The organism is Parazoarcus communis SWub3 = DSM 12120 (genome assembly GCF_003226565.1).
Lineage (GTDB): Bacteria > Pseudomonadota > Gammaproteobacteria > Burkholderiales > Rhodocyclaceae > Parazoarcus > Parazoarcus communis.
In genome coordinates, this window is record NZ_QKOE01000016.1 from 41053 (window position 1) to 62152 (window position 21100).

Genomic DNA, 21100 nt, shown 5'->3' on the forward strand with positions numbered 1-21100 from the left:
ACAGACTCCCGTGCTTCACATCGACTCGGGTGCGGACACGCCCAACACCGCCAGACCGCCGCTCAGCACCTGGCGAACCGCCTCGGCCAGGGCCAGACGTGCCAGCTTCACGGCCTCGTCGTCCACCAGCATGCGCTCGGCGTTGTACCAACTGTGGAAGTCGGCGGCCAGATCCTTCAGGTAGAAGGCGATCTGATGCGGCGCGTAATCGGCTGCTGCCGACTGCACCACCTCCGGGAACGTGGCCAGACGTGCGCACAAAGCCAGCTCACGCTCGTTGCACAGTTGACCGAGATCGGCCGCGGCCAGTTCGCTGCGCTCGCCCCCCCACTGGTTAAGCACCGAACAGACCCGGGCGTGCGCATACTGCACGTAATAGACCGGGTTCTCGTTGCTCTGGCTCTTGGCCAGATCCAGATCGAAATCCAGGTGTTGATCAGACTTGCGCAGCACGTAGAAGAAGCGGCAGGCGTCGTTGCCGACTTCCTTGCGCAGCTCGCGCAAGGTCACGAACTCACCCGAACGGGTCGACATCGAGGTCTTCTGCCCGTCACGGTACAGCACCGCAAACTGCACCAGCGCAACCTGCAGTTTTTCCGGCACCAGACCCAGGGCGGCAATCGCGCCCTTCACCCGCGGGATGTATCCGTGATGATCGGCGCCCCAGATGTCGATCATCAGGTCGAAGCCGCGCTCGTACTTGTTCAGGTGATAGGCGATGTCGGATGCGAAGTAGGTGTAAAGCCCGTTCTCGCGTTGCACCACACGGTCCTTCTCGTCGCCGAAGGCGGTGGAGCGGAACCACTTGGCACCGTTCTGCAGGTAGATGTGGCCCTGTTGCTCGAGTTGGGCGACCGCGCGCTCGACCAGACCGGTGTCGAACAGGCTCTGTTCGGAGAACCACTTGTCGAAATGCACGCCAAACTCGGCCAGATCCTCGCGACCGTCGCTGAGCTGTTCGTTGAGTGCAAACCCATGCACCCAGGGATAGTCAGCCCCCAGCAGACGCTTGGCATTGGCGATCAACGCATCGAGGTGCAATTCACGCTGCTGCTTGGCCTCGTCGTCCTTGCGCTCGACCGGCGGCAAACCAGGCGTGCCTTCCAGCACCTGCGCGGCCGTCACCTTGGCAAAACGATCCTGATGCGCATTGCGCAATTCCTGCCCCATGGTCACCACATAGTCGCCCTGGTAGGCGTTGGGCGGAAAATCGATGGCAATGCCAAAACCGGCGAGATAACGCAGCCAGGTCGATAGCGCCAGAATGTCCATCTGCCGGCCGGCATCGTTGACGTAATACTCGCGGGTGACGTCGTAACCGGCAAACGCCAGCACGTCGGACAGCGAAGCACCGTAAGCGGCCCCTCGGCCATGGCCGACATGCAGCGGCCCGGTGGGATTGGCGGAGACAAACTCCACCTGCACCTTCACGCCCTTGCTCGTCCCACGACCAAAGTCGGTGCCACGCGCCAGCACCTCGGCCACCACGGCGGTCTTGGCTGACGAAGCCAGGGTGAAATTGATGAAACCGGCGCCGGCCACTTCCGTCTTCGCCACCAGTGCAGACGGCGGTAGCTCCGCCAGCAGCAGGGCGGCAAGTTCGCGCGGGTTGCGCTTGAGCGGCTTGGCCAGCTGCAGCGCGAGATTGGTGGCGAAATCGCCGTGGCTGGCCTGCTTGGGGCGCTCGAGCAGGATCGGCGTGTCAGCCAGATCGGGCGCAACGCTCTTCAGGGCAGTTTTCAGCAGGTCGGCAAGTTGGACTTTGGGGTCGGCGCTCATGGCAGCTTCTGAAACATCGAAACCACAGATTATAGCGGATCGGGCTGCACCACCCGGCGCGGCTTGTGTCCGTTCGTTGCCGGAAAGGGCGGCATCAGCCACCAGAACAGCCCCTTGCGTGCCTATCGCAGCCTTTTCCCGCCGCAGGCTCGCCGCGCCGCCCGCTGCAGCACATGCGGAAGACAAGGTGTGCGCCCCGCTTCCACCCCCGCCGCTTTCCGGCTAAAGTCCGGGGTTCCGTTCACACCGGCCCGCTCAACGTGCGTCTCCTGCGTCTTGCCAAGATCGTCTCCGTCAGCCTGCGCTTCGGCCTCGATCGCATGATTCTTGATGCCGACAGCAGCGGGCGGCTGGCACGGATCTGGAACCGGGTGTTCTTCTGGCGCAGTTTTGACGAGAGTCGTTCGGTACGCCTGCGCCTGGCGCTCGAGTCGCTCGGGCCCATCTTCGTCAAATTCGGCCAGATGCTGTCGACCCGACGCGACCTGCTGCCGCCCGACCTGGCCGACGAACTGGCGCTACTGCAGGACAGGGTGCCCCCCTTTCCGACAGAGCAGGCCCTGGCTGTCCTGCAGGACTTCTATGGCAAGCCGGTGGATGACGTCTTCCGTCGCTTCGAGCGTACTCCGGTGGCCTCCGCGTCCGTCGCCCAGGTGCATTTTGCCGAGTTGCCCGATGGCACCGAAGTCGCCGTCAAGGTGCTGCGCCCCGGCATCGAGCACGTCATCGCCCACGACCTGGCCCTGCTCGAAGTCGCCGCCGTGGTGCTGGAGAAGATCTGGCCCGAAGGCCGCCGGCTCAAGCCGCGTGAAGTCGTGGCCGAGTTCACCAAGTATCTCAACGACGAACTCGACCTGATGCGCGAGGCCGCCAACTGTTCGCAGTTGCGGCGCAATTTCAAGGATTCGCCGCTGTTGATGGTCCCCGAGGTGTACTGGGACTTCTGTGGCCGCAACGTGATGGTGATGGAGCGCATGCACGGCGTGCAGATCTCACAGACCGAAGCGCTCAAGGCCCAGGGCACCGACCTTTCGGCGCTGTCACGCGCTGGCGTGGAGATCTTTTTCACCCAGGTGTTCCGCGACGGTTTCTTCCATGCCGACATGCATCCGGGCAACATCCTGGTGCACCTGGACGGCCGCTATATTGCGCTCGACTTCGGCATCATGGGCACGCTGAACGAAGTCGACAAGAACTACCTCGCGCAGAACTTCCTCGCCTTCTTCAAGCGCGATTATCGCCGTGTGGCACTGGCCCACATCGAAGCCGGCTGGGTGCCCGCCAAGACCCGGGTGGACGAGTTCGAGGCCGCGATCCGCACCGTATGCGAACCCATCTTCGACAAGCCGCTCAAGGACATCTCCTTCGGCAAGACCCTGCTGCGCCTGTTCCAGACCGCGCGCCGCTTCGAGATGGAAGTCCAGCCCCAACTGGTGCTGTTGCAGAAGACCCTGCTCAACATCGAAGGCCTGGGCCGGCAGCTCGACCCCGAGCTTGATCTGTGGAAAACCGCCAAGCCCTTCCTCGAACGCTGGATGAACGACCAGATGGGCTGGCGTGCCTTGGTCCGCGGCATCCAGGACGAGGCGCCGAGCTGGGCCGGCACCCTGCCGCAGTTGCCGCGCCTGGTTCATCACGCGCTGAACGACAGCGGCAAGCAGTACGCCGCGCAGCAGCAGCGGCTGCTCGAACTGCAACGCCTGCAACGTCGCCAGGGTCGCCTGCTCGGGCTGGTCGGCGTCTTCGCCCTTGCACTGCTGGCCATCGAAGTGTGGCGCCTGCTGGGCTTGTGATAATGCAGGAACGATAGAACGTTTCTCCGCCACGGCCGTCCAACCGGCATGACGTCACGCCAGCACCCGCCATCGGGCGGAATGGGAGGTGCATCATGACGACGGCAACACGACACCTGCTTGGCCCCTACGAAGGCCTGTCCATCATCGGTGCGGCATCGGCACTGGGGGCCCCCTTTCCCGGCAATGCCGACGCACCTGACGCACTGCAACGCAGCGGCCTGTGCGAGCGTCTGACCAACGCCGGCATCCATTGCGTATGGTCCGAAACCCTGCGGCCACTTGATCTGCCAGAGGCCGCGACGGACATGGACGCACGCCTGCGCGCCAACGCAGCATTCGCGCAGCGCCTGTCCAGCCATCTCGCCGCACTCGAAGCGGGCCGTTTCCCGCTGGTCCTCGGCGGTGACCACGCGGTTGCCGTCGGGACCTGGCGCGGCATCGGCCGCCGCCTGGGAAGCGCGCCGGGCCTGCTCTGGATCGATGCCCATCTCGACAGCCACACGGCCGATTCGACCCATTCCGGCAACATCCATGGCATGCCGCTGGCAGCATTGTTGGGCCTCGGCCATTCGAGCCTGACCGAGGTGGCCGGCCCCCGATTCGACCCCTCCCGGGTCTGCATCGTCGGCGCCCGCGCCTGGGAGCCCGAAGAACGTACCCGTCTCCATCAACTTGGGGTACGCGTGTTCGACATCGATCAGATTCATCGTCGTGGCTTGCCCACGGTGTTCTGCGAAGCTCTCTCCATTGTCCGCGGCAGCGACGGGCAAAGCGGCTTTGGCGTCAGCATCGATCTCGATGCGCTGGACCCCGCAGCCATCCCCGCGGTCAGCTGCCCGGAGCCCGACGGGCTCGACCCACAGGCGCTGGCCGATGTCCTGCTGACCCTGCGCAACTGCGGCGACCTGGTCGGCCTCGAGATCGTCGAGTACCGGCCGGATCTCGACAGCGGCGGACAGGTTGCCCGCTGGGTGGCAGAACTGGCCCAGGCCGCACTCGGCCCCGGCAGCTACACCTTGCGCGAGCGCGAGCGCCATCATGGCGCGGGCAACTATGCACCACTACCCGCCGTCTTTCATCGGGGCGAAGGAGTCTGGCTGTGGGATGTGGAAGGCCGGCGCTATCTCGACATGATGAGCGCCTACTCGGCAGTCAGCTTCGGCCACACCCACCCACGCCTGCTGCGCGCGCTGGAGGACCAGGCCCGCCGGCTGGCACTGACTTCGCGCGCCTTCTCCAACGACCGCCTGCCGCTATTGCTCGAGCGCCTGTGTGCCACCTTCGGCTATGAGCGCGCGCTGCCGGTCAATACCGGGCTGGAGGCCGTCGAGACCGCGCTCAAGGCCGCCCGCAAATGGGCTTATACAATCAAGGGCGTCCCCCCTGGTCAAGCCACGGTCATCGCCTGCGACGGCAACTTCCACGGACGTTCGATCGCCATCGTCGGCCTGTCGTCCAATCCGCAGTATCAAGCGGGCTTCGGCCCCTTCCCCCCGGGCCTGCAGCGCATCCCCTTTGGCGATGCCGACGCACTGGAAGCGGCCATTACCCCCGACACCGCTGCCTTCCTGGTCGAGCCGATCCAGGGCGAAGGCGGCATTGTCGTGCCACCCGCCGGCTATCTGGCGCACTGCGCCGAGATCTGCCGGCACCACGACGTCCTGCTGATCGCCGACGAAGTGCAGACCGGTCTGGGTCGTACCGGCCGCCTGCTCGCCTGTGACCATGAGGGTGTGCGTCCCGACGGCCTGATCCTGGGCAAGGCGCTGGGCGGCGGCCTGATGCCGGTATCGGCCTTCCTTGCCGACCGCAGGGTGATGGACGTGTTTCACCCCGGCGACCACGGCTCGACCTTTGGCGGCAATCCGCTGGGCGCTGCGGTAGCACTGGAAGTGCTGGCGCTACTGGCCGAAACCCGGCCATGGGAGCACGCCGAACGCATGGGCGAGCGGCTTCGCCGACACCTGGCCGACGCACATCTGCCGTGCATCCGCGCGATCCGCGGTCGCGGCCTGCTGATCGGCATCGCGCTCGACCCGGCAATCGCACCCGCAGCGCAAGCCGCCGAACGCCTGCTGGTCCGCGGCATCGCCACCCGTGACACGCACGGCAACGTGATCCGCCTTGCTCCACCACTGACGATCACGGAAGACGAACTGGATCACGGGGCGGAGTGGGTAGTGGAAACGCTGGCAAGTTTTGTAGCCTGAGCGCTGGTTTGCACGCAACCAACGTCACAAAGCGGGAATTGAAGAGGCGGCCTAGGCGCCCACAGCCTTCGGTTTCCGCTTGCTCACACCCGCACGTCGCGTTGGAACTCCGTTTCCGACGCGACTGCGCCCCTCGCCGCTCAAACCGCCAGCCACATCCGAAACGCGGGGAAGAACGACATGCTCGACCGGCGTGGATTCAAACACCAGGAGGCGATCAAGCGTAGCGTAGATATTGTCCAGCATATCCTTGCCGATCGCCTGCTCGATCAGGTGATACTGGGCCTCGATCAGTGGTGCAATCTGTAGCACCAGTGACTGACTGTGCTCCGTCAGGCGAACCAGCACCCGCCGCTGATCCTCTGGCACACGCCGCCGTTCCACTAGCCCCACATCTTCCATGCGTGCCAGCACGCCGGCCAAGCTGGGGCTCAGGATCTGGCACGCCTCGCAGATCTGCCACGGCTCAAGTTCTTCCTGTTCGCTCAAGGCACGCATGACCCGCCACTGCTGTTCGGTCAATCCATAGTGGGTGAGGATGGGTCGAAAGTGCGCGAGCACACTTTCACGCGCCCGCAACAGCAGTAGAGGCAGATTTCGAAAGACGATCTTGCGCGGCATGAGCGGCGCTCCTTGCGGTAGATGAACGGGTTTGGGCAGGGCAAATGGTAGCAGTCTGCGCATTTGATTCTACCGGTTGACTTACTAACATGTTAGCAGTTTAATTACTAACATATTAACAAACACCCGCCGATACTCGGCATGGGCAAGGAATGGAGACCATGAACATTCGCATGCTTATCGCAGCGTCGCTGACAGCGATGTCATTTCAGGCGGCAGCCCAGACCGTCACGCTGAAGGTGGCGCATTTCCTTCCGGCGGTAGCGCCTGCTCAACAGAAGGTGTTGCAACCCTGGTGCGACGCATTGAACAAGGAGTCCCGCGGGCGCATCGCGTGTCAGATTTACCCTTCGATGCAACTGGGCGGCACCCCCCCTCAGCTCGTCGATCAAGTCAGGAATGGGGTAGCGGATGTCGTGTGGACCGCGCCGGGTTACTCCGCCGGGCGGTTTCCGGTCATCGAAGCACTGGAACTCCCCTTCGTTGTGACCGACGCCCACACGGGCAGCCTCGCGGCATGGTCGTTTTACGAACAGCACGCGCAGAAGGAGTTCGACGCGTTCAAGGTTCTTGCCGTACATGTTGACGGCGGGATGGCTTTGCACACCTCGAAACGCAACATTCAGGGCATGAGCGACATCACCGGACTCAAACTGCGTGCGTCCGGACGGATGGCCGCCAAGACCCTCGCCGCACTGGGCGGCAGCCCGGTAGCCATGCCCCCTGCACAGATGACCGAGGCCATATCCAAGGGGGTGGTCGACGGCGCAATGGGCGCCTGGGAGCTGGTTTCACCCACCAAGCTTGACGAAGTCTCGCGCTTTCATGCGGAGCCCGCTTCAGGCATGCCCTATCCTGCCACGACCGTACTCACGATGTTGATGAACAGACAGAAATATGATGCGCTGCCTGCCGATCTGAAGGCCATCATCGACCGTTACAGCGGTCCCCCTCTTGTGGCTGAGTTTGGCCGCGTCTGGGAAGAGGAAGCGGCGGCCTCGCGCGCCAAAGTCAAAAGTCGCGGTAACACGATTCATCAATTCTCGACGGCCGAGTTCGACGCCATGAAGAGGGCCACCGCACCGGTGGAAGCCGACTGGATCAAGTCGATGAACGACCGGGGCCTCGACGGTAGCGCACTAGCCGAAGCTGCACGCGATTTGGCGGCACGCAAATGAGTGCGACCACAACTCATGACCCGATGGGCCAACCCCACGAACTGGTGGCGCACGGTCCAACAGAGCAACTGCTAAACCTCGCAGCCAAGGCCATGGCACTGACGGGAGGTGCGTTGTTCATCGGCCTCATCGCGATGTCCCTGGTATCCATCATCGGGCGCAAACTCGGCTTCGGCTCAGTCAATGGTGACATCGAGCTGATGCAGTGCGGAACTGCGGTGGCCGCTGCAGCCTTCCTGCCCTACTGCACCCTGCTGGGCGAACATCTCAAAGTCGATTTCTTCACCGAAGGCATGCGCCCCGCCGCCAGGCGCTACATGGATGCCATCGCCGACCTGCTGCTCGCCGTTGTCGCCGGACTGCTTGCCTGGCGTACCGGGCTTGCCGCCATGTCCATTCAGGAGGCTGGCGAAGTCACCCCTCTGGTCTCCTTGCCGGTGTGGATTCCCGTTGCGGCACTCGTCCCCAGCTTGGCACTGATGAGCCTGTGTGCGGGGTATCGAGTGGTAAGTGCCATCAACCAGCAATCCAAAGGCGGAGCCAAATCATGAGTGGCACTATGATCGGCGTCATCGGATTTGCCGGCCTGCTAGGTCTGCTGGCCGTCCGCATCCACATCGGCATCGCCATGTTCATTGCTGGCGCAGCCATTTACCTTGCCGTGAATACCTGGGAGTCTGCCGGCCTGATGTTCACCCTGAACAATCTGGTCTATGCACGACTGTCCAACTATGACCTGGCGGTGATTCCGCTCTTCATCCTGATGGGACAATTCGCCACCCACGGAGGACTGTCGAAGGCCCTGTTCCGCGCCGCCGGAACGCTGATCGGCCACTGGCGCGGCGGACTGGCAATGGCGTCAACCGCAGCCTGCGCTGCATTTGGCGCGATCTGCGGTTCGTCGCTGGCAACTGCGGCAACGATGGGACAGGTTGCCTTGCCGGAACTTCGCGCCCACGGCTACTCGGGCAAGCTCGCGACCTCTACCCTCGCTGCAAGCGGTACGCTCGGCATCCTGATTCCGCCCTCGGTGCCACTCGTCATCTATGCGGTACTGACCCAGGAGTCCATCGGCAAACTCTTCGTCGCCGCGGTGATCCCGGGCATACTGGCTGCGCTGGGCTATCTCGCGGTGATCTGGCTGGTGGTCAGGCGCGACCCGGACGCCGGGCCTGCGGGCAAGCGGGCCAGTCTGGGCACCATGGTGCGTGCTCAACTCGGCATCCTGCCGGTGCTGCTGGTTTTTGCCGTGGTGATCATCGGCATCTATGGCGGCTGGGCCAACCCGACCGAAGCGGCCTCGATTGGCGCCGCGGCCTGCGGTCTGATTGCCGCCGTCACGGGCGGCATGAAAACGAAGGATTTCGTGCAAAGCGTGTATGGCACGGCACATGCCACCGCAATGATCTTTGTCGTACTGCTCGGCGCCGATCTCCTCAACGCCTCGCTGGCCCTGTCGCAATTGCCGGCGGAGCTGGCCACCTGGGTCAAGACCAGCGGCTTCGAGCCCTTGCTGGTGCTGCTCGCCATCTTGCTGATCTACCTGGTGCTGGGTTGCGTGATGGACTCGCTGGCCATGATCCTGCTTACCATCCCCATCTTCTACCCCGTCATCATGGGCCTGGACTTTTACGGACTGTCCGACTCGGACAAGTCGATCTGGTTCGGCATCGTCGCCCTGATGGTCGTGGAGATCGGCCTGGTCACGCCTCCGGTAGGTATGAACCTATACGTCATCAACAAGCTCGCTCGCAACGTTCCGATGCGGGACACGGCAAGCGGTGTGCTGTGGTTTCTGGCCTCGGACTTCGTGCGCATCGGGTTGCTGATCTTCGTGCCCGGCATTGCACTGTGGCTGGTCCACGCCACAGGTGGCTGAACAATTCAACACTCATCACCGAACGAAAAAACAATGACAATTACACCTTTCTGCATAAGCTCACCGCCCCCTGTGAGCGGGACAATCTATGGTGTAGTGCTGAACGATCACCACTCGATTGCCCGCTTCGGCACCGCAGTTGATGATGCGCCATACAAGGGTGCCCCCAAGGCCCCTGCCATGTACTTGAAGCCCGCCAACACGGTGGTCGGCAATGGCGCAGCCATAACCCTGCCCGCAGACGAATCCGCGGTCGAGATCGGCGCCACGGTCGGTATCGTGATCGGCGCACCGGCAGCGCGGCTGAGCACCGATACAGCCATGGACGTCGTCGCTGGCTACGCCTTGGTGGCCGACCTTAGCCTGCCGCATTCAAGCTACTACCGACCGGCAATCCGCGAGAAGTGTTTCGATGGCGCCTGCCCCGTCGCCGAAGTACGGCCTGCAAGTGAAATCGGTACGCTATCCACGATCGTCCTCACCACGTTCATCGGCGGCCAACCAGTGGCGGAGCGTTCACTGGCCGATCTGGTGCGCGATGTGCCGCAACTACTCACCGATGTGACCGAATTCATGACCCTGAGCGTTGGTGACATGTTGCTGGTCGGCGTCGAATACCTGGCCCCTCAAGCTGCTGCCGGCAACCAGGTCAGGATCACTGCAGGCCCACTCGGCAGTCTCGAGTTCTCGATCCATACCCGCACGGAGGCACTCACGTCATGAAGCACGCACGCATTGCCTGGACGGGGGCCGTCCACCAAGCCGTGCCGCATGGCGAGCACCAACTGCAACTGGTCGATGGCCGCATCATCAACGAAGACGAGGTCGTCTGGTTGCCACCTGTCACCCCCAGAACCGTTTTCGCCCTGGGTTTGAACTACGCCGATCACGCAAAGGAGCTGGCCTTCAAGGCTCCGGAGGTGCCATTGGTCTTCCTCAAGGGCACAAACGCATTCACCGGCCACCGCGGCATCAGTCGCCGCCCGGCAGATGCCACCTACATGCACTACGAATGCGAACTGGCCGTGATCATTGGCACGTCCGGGTACCGCATTTCCAAAGCCCATGCGATGGAGCACGTAGCCGGCTATACCGTCGCCAACGACTATGCCATTCGCGACTACCTGGAAAACTGGTATCGCCCAAACCTGCGGGTCAAGAACCGCGACGCATGCACCCCGCTCGGCCCCTGGTGGGTCGATCGCGACGACATTGCCGATCCCATGAAGCTTGCCCTCACCACTCGGGTCAATGGCGCCGTCACCCAACAGGGTACGACCGCCGACATGATCTTCGACATTCCGACGCTGATCGAATACCTGTCCTCCTTCATGACCCTCTCACCCGGCGACATCATCCTGACCGGCACCCCTGAAGGCCTGGCCGATGTCAAGGTCGGCGATGTGATCGATACCGAAATCGAGGGCATCGGCTGCCTCACCAACACCATCGTCGATGACGCCACTTGGTTCGGCGTCGACAAGCAAGGAGTAAATGCGCAATGAACACCATCAAACACCTCATCGGCGGCAAGCAGGTCGACAGTAGCGCCCATTTCGAGACCCTCAACCCGGCGACCGGCGAAGTCCTCGCGCAGGTGGCCAGCGGCGGAGAGGCCGAAGTCAACGCCGCGGTCGCTGCCGCCAAGGCCGCATTTCCCGGCTGGTCCGCCACGCCGGTCAAGGAGCGCGCGCGCCTGATCCGCCGCCTCGGCGACCTGATTGCCGCCAGTGTGGATGAACTTGCCGACCTGGAGACCGCCGACTGCGGCCAGGTCACCAACCAGACCAAACGTGTTCTGGTGCCGCGCGCGGCGGACAACTTCTACTACTTCGCCGAGCTGATCCAGCACATGCACGGCGAGACTTACGACTCCGACACCGGCCACCTGAACTACACCCTGTGGCAGCCGGTGGGCGTGGTCGCACTGGTCTCGCCATGGAACGTACCGTTCATGACCGCCACCTGGAAGACCGCACCCTGCCTGGCCTTCGGCAACACCGCGGTGATGAAGATGAGCGAACTCTCGCCGCTGACCGCCACCCGGCTCGCTGAACTGGTGCTGGAAGCGGGCATTCCTCCCGGCGTGTTCAACCTGGTGCACGGCTTCGGCGACAAGGCTGGCGAGCCACTGGTGTCGCACCCGGACGTGCGCTCGATCTCCTTCACCGGCTCCACCGCCACGGGAAATCGCATCGTCAAGGCAGCCGGGTTGAAGAAGTTCTCGATGGAACTCGGCGGCAAGTCACCTTTCATCATCTTCGACGACGCCGACTACGAGCGCGCGCTCGACGCCGCGATCTTCATGATCTTCTCCAACAACGGTGAACGCTGCACCGCCGGCTCGCGGATCATCGTGCAGCAGACGATCTACGACCGCTTCGTCGCCGACTTCACCGCCCGCGCCGCGAAGCTTACCGTGGGCGACCCGATGGACCCCACCACCATCATCGGCCCGATGATCTCGAAAGGGCACCAGGACAAGGTCAATGGCTACATCGAGCTGGGCAGGCAGGAAGGCGCCGAGCTGGTGTTCGGCGGCGGCACGCCGCAGCTCGACGACCGGTTCAAGAATGGTTTCTGGGTGCAGCCGACGGTGTTCGCCAACGTCGACAACCGCATGCGCATCGCCCAGGAGGAAATCTTCGGCCCGGTGCCCTGCATCATCCCGTTCAAGACCGAGGAGGATGCGGTGCGCATCGCCAACGACACCGTCTACGGCCTGTCGTCCTATCTGTGGACCAACAACACCGGTCGCGCCATCCGTCTGGCAAAGGCAATCGAATCCGGCATGACCTTCGTCAACAGCCAGAACGTGCGCGACCTGCGCCAGCCCTTTGGCGGCTCCAAGGCATCGGGAACCGGGCGCGAAGGCAACCACTACAGCTATGAGGTGTTCTGCGAAGCCAAGAACATCGCCGTGTCCTACGGCAGCCACCACATCCCGCGCTGGGGTGTGTGAAGCGCACATCGATGAGGTGGCGGGACCGCGCACAGAACACGGCCCACCCCCCGCACCGGCAGAGAGAACACGCGCAGCATCCATTCCAGAATCGAGCAAGAGGAGAACACCATGGGCAAACTGGCCCTCGCCGCAAAAATCACCCACGTCCCGTCGATGTACCTGTCGGAACTCGACGGCCCGCACAAGGGCTGCCGGCAACCGGCGATCGACGGCCACATCGAAATCGGCCGCCGCTGCCGCGAGCTCGGGGTAGACACCATCGTCGTGTTCGACACCCACTGGCTGGTCAACTCCGGCTATCACGTCAACTGCGCCCCCCACTTTGAAGGCGTCTACACAAGCAACGAGTTGCCCCACTTCATCAAGAACATGCCCTATGCCTACGACGGCAACCCGACCCTTGGGCACATCCTGGCTGAAGGAGCAACCTCCGCCGGGGTACATACCCGTGCTCATGACGCCACCACGCTGGCATTGGAGTACGGCACCCTGGTGCCAATGCGTTACATGAACGCCGACCGTCACTTCCGGGTCGTTTCGGTATCGGCCCTGTGCACTGTCCATAACCTGGAAGACTCAGTGCGCCTCGGCGCCGCAATGCGCAAGGCTGTGGAAGAGCACTACGACGGCACAGTGGCCTTCTTCGCCAGCGGCTCGCTGTCACACCGTTTCGCGCAAAACGGAGTGGCCGAGGCGTTCATGCACAAAATGTGGAGCCCGTTCCTCGAGACCATGGATCATGCGGTCGTCGATATGTGGCAGCGTGGCGACTGGAAGACCTTCTGCGCGATGCTGCCGGAGTACGCCGACAAGTGTCACGGCGAAGGCTTCATGCACGACACCGCCATGCTGCTGGGTGCGCTCGGCTGGGACGCCTACGAAGGCCGGACCGAGGTGATCACACCCTTCTTCGGTAGCTCGGGCACGGGGCAGATCAACGCGGTATTCCCGGTCTGACCCCATCGCCAACCCCCACAGAGCCCACACCCCGCACACGGAGCCTGCACAGATGGCGCACCTCATCTTCGAATATACGCGCAACCTCGGCCCTGCGGCCGACATCCCCGGCCTGCTGCGCAAGGCCAACCAGGTCATGATCGCCCAGGAGGTGTTCCCGATCGGCGGCATCCGTTCGCGGGCGATCGAGCTCGTCGACTACTGCGTTGCCGATGGCAGTGCCGACGACGCCTTTGTGCACGCGACGGTCAAGATCGGCGCCGGACGCAGCACCGAAGCCCGCCAGAAGACCGGCGACGACCTGTTTGCGATGATGAAGACACACTTCGCCGCACTCTACGCCAACCGCACCCTTGCCCTGTCCCTCGAACTGATCGAATTCTCGGAGGCCGGCACCTGGAAACATAACAACATTCATGCCCGATATCGTCAGGGCTGACCCAGTACAGGACCAGACACCATGCTTGCACCGGACACCATCGCCACCATCGCGCGTCGACTGCACGACGCAGAGCAGGCTCGCGAGCAGGTACGTGCGCCCTCACTCGACCATCCTGAAATCACCATTGCCGACGCCTACGCCGTACAACGCGAAGGGATACGCCTGAAGCTCGCCGCAGGCCGAAAGATCAAGGGCCACAAGATCGGCCTGACCTCGCGTGCCATGCAGATGTCGTCGCAGATCGACGAGCCCGACTACGGCACCCTGCTCGACGACATGTTCTTCGACGATGGCGCCACGATTCCGGGTGACCGCTTCATTGTGCCGATGGTCGAGGTCGAGCTCGCCTTCATCCTCTCGCGCCGGCTGGAAGGCGAGGAGACCACCCTGTTCGACGTCCTGTCCGCCACCGACTACGTGATCCCCGCGATCGAGATCATCGACGCCCGCTGCCACCGCGTCGACCCGGAAACGAAGCGCCCGCGCAAGGTCATGGACACCATCTCGGACAATGCTGCCAACGCAGGCATCATCCTCGGCGGTCGTCCGATCAAGCCGCTTGACTTGGATCTGCGCTGGATCGCTGCACTGCTATACCGCAACGGCGTGATCGAGGAGACCGGCGTTGCCGCCGGCGTGCTAAATCACCCCGCCAACGGCATTTCCTGGCTGGCACGCAAATTCGCCCCCCACGGCGTGCCCCTGGAATCAGGGCAGGTCATCCTCGCCGGCTCATTCACGCGCCCGGTCGCTGCTCGACCAGGCGACACCTTCCAGGCCGACTACGGCCCGATGGGCTGCATCACCTGTCATTTCGCGTAAGGAGACATCAATGCTGATGCCGGAAAATCGTTTCAAGCGTGCCCTCGCCGCGCGCGAATTTCAGGTTGGCGTATTCCTCGGCCTGATCGATCCTTACTGTGCCGAAATCATGGCCGGCACGGGTTTCGACTGGCTGATGATCGACGGCGAACACGGTGCCAACGATCCACGCTCCGTGCTCGCCCAGTTGCAGGCGGTCGCACCTTACCCCGTCAGTGCGGTCGTCCGTACGGTCGATCACGACGCGGCACGCATCAAGCAGTATCTGGACGTCGGCGTGCAAAGCCTGCTGGTACCGATGGTCGAATCGGCCGAGCAGGCATCCGCGCTGGTAAGAGCAATGCGTTATCCGCCCGAGGGCATCCGTGGCGTGGGTACGGCACTGGCGCGCGCTGCGCGTTGGAACGGCGTGGAGGGCTACTTCACCCGCGCCGATGAAGAGATGTGCCTGATCGTTCAGGTGGAGTCGCGCGCCGGGCTGGCTGCGCTCGATGACATCCTTGCGGTGAAGGGCGTCGACGGTGTGTTCATTGGTCCCTCGGACCTCGCTGCCTCACTCGGCCATCTCGGCAACCCAGGCCATCCCGAGGTCAAGACCGCGGTTGCCGACGCCCTCGCACGCATCGTCGCCGCCGGCCGCGCAGCCGGGGTGTTCTCGGCCGACCCAGCCGCGGTCCAGGCCTACCGCGAGGCGGGAGCCGGTTTCATTGCCGTCGGGGTGGATACCCTGCTGCTGCGCAACGCTGCCGTTCAACTCGCCCAACGCTTCAAGACTGCCGGCACCCCCCGCGCCGGTGCTGCCTACTGATGATTGCCGGGGCCCCTCGGCCCCACCCGGAGTAACCATGCTGAACCTGAACGATCCTAGCCTGCTGCGCCAGGCCTGCTACATCGACGGCCAGTGGGTCGGTGCAGACAATCAAGAAACGGTGCCGGTATGCGATCCGGCCAATGGCGCCACCCTCGCCAGCGTGCCTCGAGCAGGCGCCGCCGAGACCGCGCGCGCCATTGTCGCCGCCGAGCGCGCCTTTCCGGCATGGCGCGCGCGCACCGCTGCCGAACGTTCCCGCATCCTGCGTCGCTGGTACGAGCTGATGCTGGAGCATCAGGACGACCTCGCCCGCATCATGACCGCCGAACAGGGCAAGCCACTGGCGGAAGCACGGGGCGAAATCGCCTATGCAGCCTCCTACCTCGAGTGGTTTGCGGAAGAAGCCAAGCGAGCTTACGGAGACGTCATCCCGTCACCATCCGCCGATCGTCGCATCATGGTGACCAAGGAGCCGGTCGGCGTCTGCGCGGCGATCACCCCCTGGAACTTTCCTTCCGCGATGATCACCCGCAAGGCCGGTCCGGCACTGGCCGCCGGCTGCACCCTGATCCTGAAGCCTGCCGAACAGACGCCACTCTCCGCCCTCGCCCTGGCCGACTTGGCCGAACGCGCCGGCGTCCCACCGGGCGTGTTCTCCGTGATCACCGGACGCGCCAGCGCAATCGGTGGTGAGCTCACCGCCAGCCCGGTGGTGCGCAAGCTCACCTTTACCGGCTCGACCGAAATTGGTCGCCTTCTGATGCAGCAGTGCGCACCGACGATCAAGAAGCTGTCACTGGAACTGGGCGGAAACGCCCCTTTCATTGTGTTCGACGACGCCGACCTCGATGCGGCAGTCGCCGGTGCGATGGCCTCCAAGTACCGCAATGCCGGACAGACCTGCGTGTGCAGCAACCGCTTCCTGGTGCAGGACGGCGTGTATGACGCCTTTGCCGCGAAGCTCGCCACCGCAGTGGCCACACTCAAGGTCGGCCGCGGCACTGACGAGGGCGTGACCCAGGGCCCGCTGATCGACGAGCCGGCCATCACCAAGGTGGAGTCGCTGGTGGCAGATGCCTGCGCCAGGGGCGCACGTGTCGTCTGCGGTGGCAAGCGCCATGCACTGGGCGGCACATGGTTCGAGCCCACCGTCCTTGCCGACGTAACCCCGACGATGGCGGTGGCGAAGGAAGAAATCTTCGGGCCCGTGGCCCCGCTGTTCCGCTTCCACACCGAAGCAGAGGCGCTATCCATGGCCAACGACACCGAGTTCGGCCTGGCAGCGTATTTCTACACCCGTGACGTCGGGCGCGTATGGCGAGTCTCCGGTCAGCTCGAATACGGCATGGTTGGCATCAACACCGGCCTGATCTCGACCGAAGTCGCACCGTTCGGCGGCGTAAAGAGCTCCGGCCTGGGTCGCGAAGGCTCGCGCCACGGGCTGGACGAGTACATGGAACTGAAATACCTCGCCATGGGCGGCCTGTAAAACAGTCCTTGGCCACCGCTGAACCTGCCCATCGCCAGTCGAACCACATGGCGCTTCCCCATCAGCCCCACATGGGTGACACGTCCCTGACTCCAGGGGCAACGACGGGCGAAGGCAGCCGTCATGCGCCGGACTCAAGTACAGAAGACGTGCCGTCACACCGGCCGTCCCGTGAATCAAACAGGTCGGCGGCGTACGGCACGTTCGTGACGGCTCAAAGGATCTGCGCCACGGTGTCGAATGGCAGGCGTGGACCTTGCGGGTGATTCCCCGCCGGATCGCCGTAACCCAGGTTGATGAGGAAGTTGGCCTGATAGCGTCCGTCAGGAAAGAATTCAGCATTCAGCCGGGCCGCGTCGAAGCCGCTCATCGCACCGACATCCAGCCCCATCAAACGGGCCGCGACGATCAGATAGGCGCCTTGCAGGCTGCTGTTGCGAAACGCTGTGGCAGCCGAAAGTTCGGGATTGGCCTCGAACATGGGCCTGGCGTCGTAGGCCTTGAACTGAGTCGGCAGATGCTCGTAAAAGCGTGAGTCCTGCGCCACGATCACGGTGACGGGCGCCTTCTTCGTTTTCTCGACGTTGCCGGGCGCGAGTGTCGCCAACAGCCGAGCCTTCGCGGCGTCACTGCGTACGAAAACAAAGCGTGCGGGCTGACAATTCATCGAGGTCGGGCCCTGTTGAGCCGCCGCCTGCAGATCACGCAGCAAGGCCTCGCTGACGGGCTGGTCAGTGAAAGCATTGAAGCTGCGGGCACCCGTGAGCGCGCGCGCAAGTGCAGCGTCGAACGAAGTTGTAGCAGATTGAGTCATGATCGGATCTCCTCTCCGGGATCAAAGGGATGGCGCTGGCGATGGGCGCCGCTCATGCGTCGCCCGAACAGTCTCACCACTTCATTTCACCTTTGTTGACCTTGGCACCGATGTCCAGCGACATCGCACCGATGGCTTCGGGATAGGCAACTTTCATGCGCTCGATCAGTTCAGCGCTGTTCTTGCTGGCCGCCAGATTTCTCTCGAAGGTCTCCAGGTAATCTCGGGTGTAGGTAATGGCACTGAGATCCATGGCAGTTCCGGGCTTCATGTGACCAGGCACGACCAACGTCGGTTGCAGCGCGACCATTTCATCCAGCTGAGAGATCCACGCCTTACGCTCCGCGACGGCTTGCGCATCTGCTGTCCAGACATGCATGTTGCCGAACACGGCAACATTTCCGGCGATGGTCTTGATGGAGGGAATCCATACATACGGGCGATGCGCCAGAAGGCCCTGGGTCCCCAGGATCTCCACCTTCTCGCCATCAACCGTAAGCGTGTTGCCGGACAAGACGGCGGGCAACACTGGGTTTTGCGGCGCATTGGCGCCCATCTTGGGTCCCCAGAAAGCGAGCTTGCCTTGAAGTTTCGCGCCGATCTTCTCCGACACCGCTGGCGTCGCCACCACCTGTGCATTCGGAAAGATCTGCTTCAAGGTTTCAACTCCGAAGTAATAGTCCGGGTCAGCCTGGCTCACCAGAATGGTCGTGAGTTGCTTGCCGCTATCGAGCACATTGGCTGCGATGCGCAGTGCGTCGGCCCGGGTGAAGCCGGCATCGATCACCAGCGCCTCCTTGTCACCCGTGATCAGCGTGGAATTGACGCTGAAACTACTCGCATCGGCGCTATAGACCTTGACCTGCAACGGGTCGGCGGCCTGTGCGCTGGAGAAGGCAACGGCGAGGGTGACCGCGATGAGTGAAGTACGAAGCATGGACATCTCCTGTCAGGAAAGCAGTGTTGATGCAACGAACTTTATGCTCGAAAATCGACCAGATAAATCCCATAAAATGCACATCATTGTTTCCAACTTGAAGCAGGTCACCAATATATGGACAGACTCATGGCCATGCGGGTCTTTTCGGAGGTCGCCCGCAGCGGCAGTTTCACGGCCACGGCAGACACATTGGAAATGTCGCGGGCAATGGTTACCCGTTACATCGGCGAGATGGAGAGCTGGCTGGGGGTGAGACTTTTTCAGCGCACCACGCGCCGCATCAGCCTGACCCATGCAGGCGAGCAGGCCTTGCTACGATGCGAGCAGATCGTGTCTCTGGCACAGGACGTAGAGAACGAAGCCGCGCCCGACGATGGAGTGCTGCGCGGCCAGTTACGCGTCACTTGCAGCACCTCATTGGCGTATGCCTTTCTGGCAGCCGTCCTGAGGGACTTTCTCGCAATGCACCCCCAGTTACAGATCGACCTCAACGTGAATGACGCCTCATTGAATCTCGTGGAGTCCCGCGTTGACCTGGCCATCCGCATCAGCAACACGCCCGACCCCGGCCTGGTCACCCGCCCCCTGGCGCTATGCGAGTCGGTGTTGGTCGCATCCCCCAGCTATCTGGCTGCACGCGGCACACCACAGCAACCGGAAGAACTGACGGCGCACGACTGCCTGGGTTACGCCAACTTCGGACGCAGCTTGTGGACACTGACGCACAGCGATGGCACACACAGGACGGTACAGGTTCGCACCCGCTTTACCGCCAACGAGGCAACCGTGTTGCAACAAGCGGCACTGGCCGGTGGCGGCATTGCCATGCTGCCAACCTATCTGGTGAGGAGCTTGCTCAATACCCGTCAATTGGTGAGCGTGATGGACGACTGGCGGCCCCAGGCATTGACGATTCATGCCCTATACACCACGCGTCGTCGCATGGCGACACAGACCAAGGCTCTGCTCGAGTATCTGATCGAGCGCTTCGAAGCCAATGCCTTCGATTGAACCTGACAAGCGCAGCTGACCGTATGCTGATCACCCGAAAGCCCGATGAACGAGGCGCACCCTGCCTACGATAGGCATTCCCGACCCAGTGAGCGCTTGGACGCACCCGAGCGAGCATCCAAGCGCAGCTTCTGGGTTCAATAGCAGAGTGACGTCCGAGCAGGATACTCGCCAAATACCCCAGCCAGCTGTCAGCGATGGTCTATATTGCTAATATATTAACGATATCACTGGATGCTGCACCTCATCCGGAACCATCGAGGAGACCGCCAATGCTGTTGTCCACGCCAGCCAGCCGCCCACCCACTGCCTTTGCCTCGCTGCGGCAGGCCGCCGATACGCTGTTCCACCGAGATAGTCATACCATCCGTTGCCGTCAGCCGGACGAGGCCTCGGCGCAGTTGCGCTCCGTCTACAGCCACCACCACCTACGCCTGCTCGGCACACAAGCGCACTTCGACATGCGCCTGCATCTCGTCCGCGCCGGCCGGCTGGAACTTGGCGCCCTGGGCTTTGGCACCGAGGTTGAACTCAAGCAACAGCCCCCCGGGCGCTTCACCCTGGTCACCACTCAGTTGAGCGGCCACTCCGAGATCCATACCCGCGGAGAGCGTCACGGCGGCGGCGCCGGGATGGTCGTGCTGGATTCGGCCGGACAGGCGGTGAACAAACGGTTCTCCGCCGACAGTTGTCGGATCAACCTGCGCGTCGACCAAGCCGTGCTCGAATCCAAGTGCGCGGAACTACTCGGCCGGGATGTCGGTGGAGCACTCGTGTTCCACCCCGCGCTTCCCGCAGGCACGCCAGCTCAGCTGCGCTGGACAGCCTGGCTGCAGATGCTGCTCGGCTGCCTCGACCGTGGGGAAGCGGACACACGCCCATGCAATCCTCTGCTACTGCGTCAGATCGAGGAAGCGGGCCTTCTATTGCTGCTGACCGAGATACCACACAACCGCAGCGCGCTGCTCGCCACCCCCGAGCCGGAAATCGCGCCCCGCCACGTGCGGCGGGCGGAGGAGTTCATCCGCAGCCACGCCGCCGAGGCGCTGACCCTGGGCGATATCGCTGCTGCTGCCGGGGTGAGCATCCGTGCCCTCACCGACGGCTTCCGCCGCGCCCGCAACACCACACCGATGATCTTCCTGCGCGAACAACGCCTGCTCGGCGCTCGCGCCGAACTGCAGCAAGCCGACGCCGTCGACACCGTTACCGCCATCGCACTGCGCTGGGGCTTTGGCAACCCCGGCCGCTTCGCTGCCGACTATCGGCGCCGCTTTGGTGAATCACCTTCGGCCACAATGCGTCGCGCAGCCTGACCACCGTCGGAAGACCGGCCGCTTCATGAGCCTGCCAGATCAACCCCGCGCGCGATGACAAGCACGATGC

The 21100-nt window shown here is 63.2% G+C and carries 19 protein-coding genes; 15 read left to right on the forward strand and 4 right to left on the reverse strand.

Annotated elements, in window-relative coordinates:
* Positions 1 to 15: 15 nt before the first annotated feature.
* Positions 16 to 1779: an arginine--tRNA ligase gene (gene argS, locus DNK49_RS17765; protein ID WP_110527598.1), complete on the reverse strand. Its 1764-nt coding sequence runs from the start codon at positions 1777 to 1779 to the stop codon at positions 16 to 18.
* A gap of 260 nt (positions 1780 to 2039) precedes the next feature.
* Here argS and ubiB point away from each other — a divergent pair, with 260 nt between their 5' ends.
* Both ubiB and rocD read left to right on the forward strand, forming a co-directional pair.
* Positions 2040 to 3572, forward strand: a complete 1533-nt coding sequence (gene ubiB, locus DNK49_RS17770; RefSeq protein ID WP_110527601.1) for a ubiquinone biosynthesis regulatory protein kinase UbiB — start codon at positions 2040 to 2042, stop codon at positions 3570 to 3572.
* Between the two features lie 95 nt (positions 3573 to 3667).
* Complete coding sequence (gene rocD, locus DNK49_RS25035; protein WP_110527604.1) at positions 3668 to 5785, forward strand: ornithine--oxo-acid transaminase; 2118 nt, start codon at positions 3668 to 3670, stop codon at positions 5783 to 5785.
* Positions 5786 to 5836: 51 nt separating this feature from the next.
* Here rocD and hpaR read toward each other — a convergent pair whose 3' ends face one another.
* Complete coding sequence (hpaR, locus tag DNK49_RS17780) at positions 5837 to 6406, reverse strand: homoprotocatechuate degradation operon regulator HpaR (protein ID WP_110527606.1); 570 nt, start codon at positions 6404 to 6406, stop codon at positions 5837 to 5839.
* A gap of 161 nt (positions 6407 to 6567) precedes the next feature.
* Between hpaR and DNK49_RS17785 the strand changes: the two genes are divergently transcribed.
* The 11 genes from DNK49_RS17785 (at position 6568) to DNK49_RS17835 (ending at position 16949) form a co-directional block, all read left to right on the forward strand.
* Positions 6568 to 7584 (forward strand): TRAP transporter substrate-binding protein, encoded by a 1017-nt coding sequence (locus DNK49_RS17785; RefSeq protein ID WP_207807028.1) that lies wholly within the window; start codon positions 6568 to 6570, stop codon positions 7582 to 7584.
* Entirely contained in the window at positions 7581 to 8135 is a 555-nt protein-coding gene (locus tag DNK49_RS17790) for a TRAP transporter small permease (protein ID WP_207807029.1), read from the forward strand. Before DNK49_RS17785 ends, DNK49_RS17790 begins: the two co-directional genes overlap by 4 nt.
* Positions 8132 to 9463 (forward strand): TRAP transporter large permease, encoded by a 1332-nt coding sequence (locus DNK49_RS17795; RefSeq protein WP_110527615.1) that lies wholly within the window; start codon positions 8132 to 8134, stop codon positions 9461 to 9463. Before DNK49_RS17790 ends, DNK49_RS17795 begins: the two co-directional genes overlap by 4 nt.
* Positions 9464 to 9496: 33 nt before the next feature.
* On the forward strand, positions 9497 to 10186 hold the full coding sequence (locus DNK49_RS17800) for a fumarylacetoacetate hydrolase family protein (protein ID WP_110527618.1): 690 nt from the start codon (positions 9497 to 9499) through the stop codon (positions 10184 to 10186).
* Positions 10183 to 10968 (forward strand): fumarylacetoacetate hydrolase family protein, encoded by a 786-nt coding sequence (locus DNK49_RS17805; protein ID WP_110527620.1) that lies wholly within the window; start codon positions 10183 to 10185, stop codon positions 10966 to 10968. Before DNK49_RS17800 ends, DNK49_RS17805 begins: the two co-directional genes overlap by 4 nt.
* Positions 10965 to 12425, forward strand: coding sequence for a 5-carboxymethyl-2-hydroxymuconate semialdehyde dehydrogenase (hpaE, locus tag DNK49_RS17810; protein WP_110527623.1), 1461 nt, complete (start codon positions 10965 to 10967; stop codon positions 12423 to 12425). Before DNK49_RS17805 ends, hpaE begins: the two co-directional genes overlap by 4 nt.
* A 111-nt stretch (positions 12426 to 12536) precedes the next feature.
* A complete protein-coding gene (gene hpaD, locus DNK49_RS17815; RefSeq protein WP_110527626.1) occupies positions 12537 to 13385 on the forward strand; it encodes a 3,4-dihydroxyphenylacetate 2,3-dioxygenase in 849 nt (282 codons plus the stop codon).
* A 52-nt stretch (positions 13386 to 13437) separates the two neighbouring features.
* Positions 13438 to 13824, forward strand: coding sequence for a 5-carboxymethyl-2-hydroxymuconate Delta-isomerase (locus DNK49_RS17820; RefSeq protein ID WP_110527629.1), 387 nt, complete (start codon positions 13438 to 13440; stop codon positions 13822 to 13824).
* 21 nt (positions 13825 to 13845) lie between these two features.
* Positions 13846 to 14649: a 2-oxo-hept-4-ene-1,7-dioate hydratase gene (gene hpaH, locus DNK49_RS17825; protein WP_110527632.1), complete on the forward strand. Its 804-nt coding sequence runs from the start codon at positions 13846 to 13848 to the stop codon at positions 14647 to 14649.
* A 10-nt stretch (positions 14650 to 14659) separates the two neighbouring features.
* Positions 14660 to 15457, forward strand: a complete 798-nt coding sequence (locus DNK49_RS17830) for an aldolase/citrate lyase family protein (RefSeq protein ID WP_110527635.1) — start codon at positions 14660 to 14662, stop codon at positions 15455 to 15457.
* 37 nt (positions 15458 to 15494) lie between these two features.
* Positions 15495 to 16949 (forward strand): NAD-dependent succinate-semialdehyde dehydrogenase, encoded by a 1455-nt coding sequence (locus DNK49_RS17835; protein WP_110527638.1) that lies wholly within the window; start codon positions 15495 to 15497, stop codon positions 16947 to 16949.
* Positions 16950 to 17163: 214 nt separating this feature from the next.
* Here DNK49_RS17835 and DNK49_RS17840 read toward each other — a convergent pair whose 3' ends face one another.
* Both DNK49_RS17840 and DNK49_RS17845 read right to left on the reverse strand, forming a co-directional pair.
* Complete coding sequence (locus DNK49_RS17840) at positions 17164 to 17763, reverse strand: malonic semialdehyde reductase (protein ID WP_110527642.1); 600 nt, start codon at positions 17761 to 17763, stop codon at positions 17164 to 17166.
* A 73-nt stretch (positions 17764 to 17836) separates the two neighbouring features.
* The gene (locus DNK49_RS17845) at positions 17837 to 18700 is read right to left on the reverse strand and encodes an MBL fold metallo-hydrolase (protein ID WP_110527645.1); all 864 of its coding nucleotides are present in this window, start codon (positions 18698 to 18700) and stop codon (positions 17837 to 17839) included.
* A gap of 117 nt (positions 18701 to 18817) precedes the next feature.
* Between DNK49_RS17845 and DNK49_RS17850 the strand changes: the two genes are divergently transcribed.
* Positions 18818 to 19714, forward strand: a complete 897-nt coding sequence (locus DNK49_RS17850) for a LysR family transcriptional regulator (protein WP_110527648.1) — start codon at positions 18818 to 18820, stop codon at positions 19712 to 19714.
* A gap of 272 nt (positions 19715 to 19986) precedes the next feature.
* Entirely contained in the window at positions 19987 to 21030 is a 1044-nt protein-coding gene (locus DNK49_RS17855) for an AraC family transcriptional regulator (RefSeq protein ID WP_165843371.1), read from the forward strand.
* Positions 21031 to 21100 lie beyond the last annotated feature (70 nt).

Coding starts and splice junctions, on each gene's coding strand:
- DNK49_RS17850 (WP_110527648.1), top strand. CDS start 18,818: ATGGACAGACTCATGGCCATGCGGGTCTTTTCGGAGGTCGCCCGCAGC.
- DNK49_RS17805 (WP_110527620.1), top strand. CDS start 10,183: ATGAAGCACGCACGCATTGCCTGGACGGGGGCCGTCCACCAAGCCGTG.
- DNK49_RS17845 (WP_110527645.1), bottom strand. CDS start 18,700: ATGCTTCGTACTTCACTCATCGCGGTCACCCTCGCCGTTGCCTTCTCC.
- DNK49_RS17840 (WP_110527642.1), bottom strand. CDS start 17,763: ATGACTCAATCTGCTACAACTTCGTTCGACGCTGCACTTGCGCGCGCG.
- hpaH (WP_110527632.1), top strand. CDS start 13,846: ATGCTTGCACCGGACACCATCGCCACCATCGCGCGTCGACTGCACGAC.
- hpaD (WP_110527626.1), top strand. CDS start 12,537: ATGGGCAAACTGGCCCTCGCCGCAAAAATCACCCACGTCCCGTCGATG.
- DNK49_RS17820 (WP_110527629.1), top strand. CDS start 13,438: ATGGCGCACCTCATCTTCGAATATACGCGCAACCTCGGCCCTGCGGCC.
- DNK49_RS17830 (WP_110527635.1), top strand. CDS start 14,660: ATGCTGATGCCGGAAAATCGTTTCAAGCGTGCCCTCGCCGCGCGCGAA.
- DNK49_RS17795 (WP_110527615.1), top strand. CDS start 8,132: ATGAGTGGCACTATGATCGGCGTCATCGGATTTGCCGGCCTGCTAGGT.
- rocD (WP_110527604.1), top strand. CDS start 3,668: ATGACGACGGCAACACGACACCTGCTTGGCCCCTACGAAGGCCTGTCC.
- hpaR (WP_110527606.1), bottom strand. CDS start 6,406: ATGCCGCGCAAGATCGTCTTTCGAAATCTGCCTCTACTGCTGTTGCGG.
- hpaE (WP_110527623.1), top strand. CDS start 10,965: ATGAACACCATCAAACACCTCATCGGCGGCAAGCAGGTCGACAGTAGC.
- argS (WP_110527598.1), bottom strand. CDS start 1,779: ATGAGCGCCGACCCCAAAGTCCAACTTGCCGACCTGCTGAAAACTGCC.
- DNK49_RS17790 (WP_207807029.1), top strand. CDS start 7,581: ATGAGTGCGACCACAACTCATGACCCGATGGGCCAACCCCACGAACTG.
- DNK49_RS17785 (WP_207807028.1), top strand. CDS start 6,568: ATGAACATTCGCATGCTTATCGCAGCGTCGCTGACAGCGATGTCATTT.
- DNK49_RS17835 (WP_110527638.1), top strand. CDS start 15,495: ATGCTGAACCTGAACGATCCTAGCCTGCTGCGCCAGGCCTGCTACATC.
- DNK49_RS17800 (WP_110527618.1), top strand. CDS start 9,497: ATGACAATTACACCTTTCTGCATAAGCTCACCGCCCCCTGTGAGCGGG.
- DNK49_RS17855 (WP_165843371.1), top strand. CDS start 19,987: ATGCTGTTGTCCACGCCAGCCAGCCGCCCACCCACTGCCTTTGCCTCG.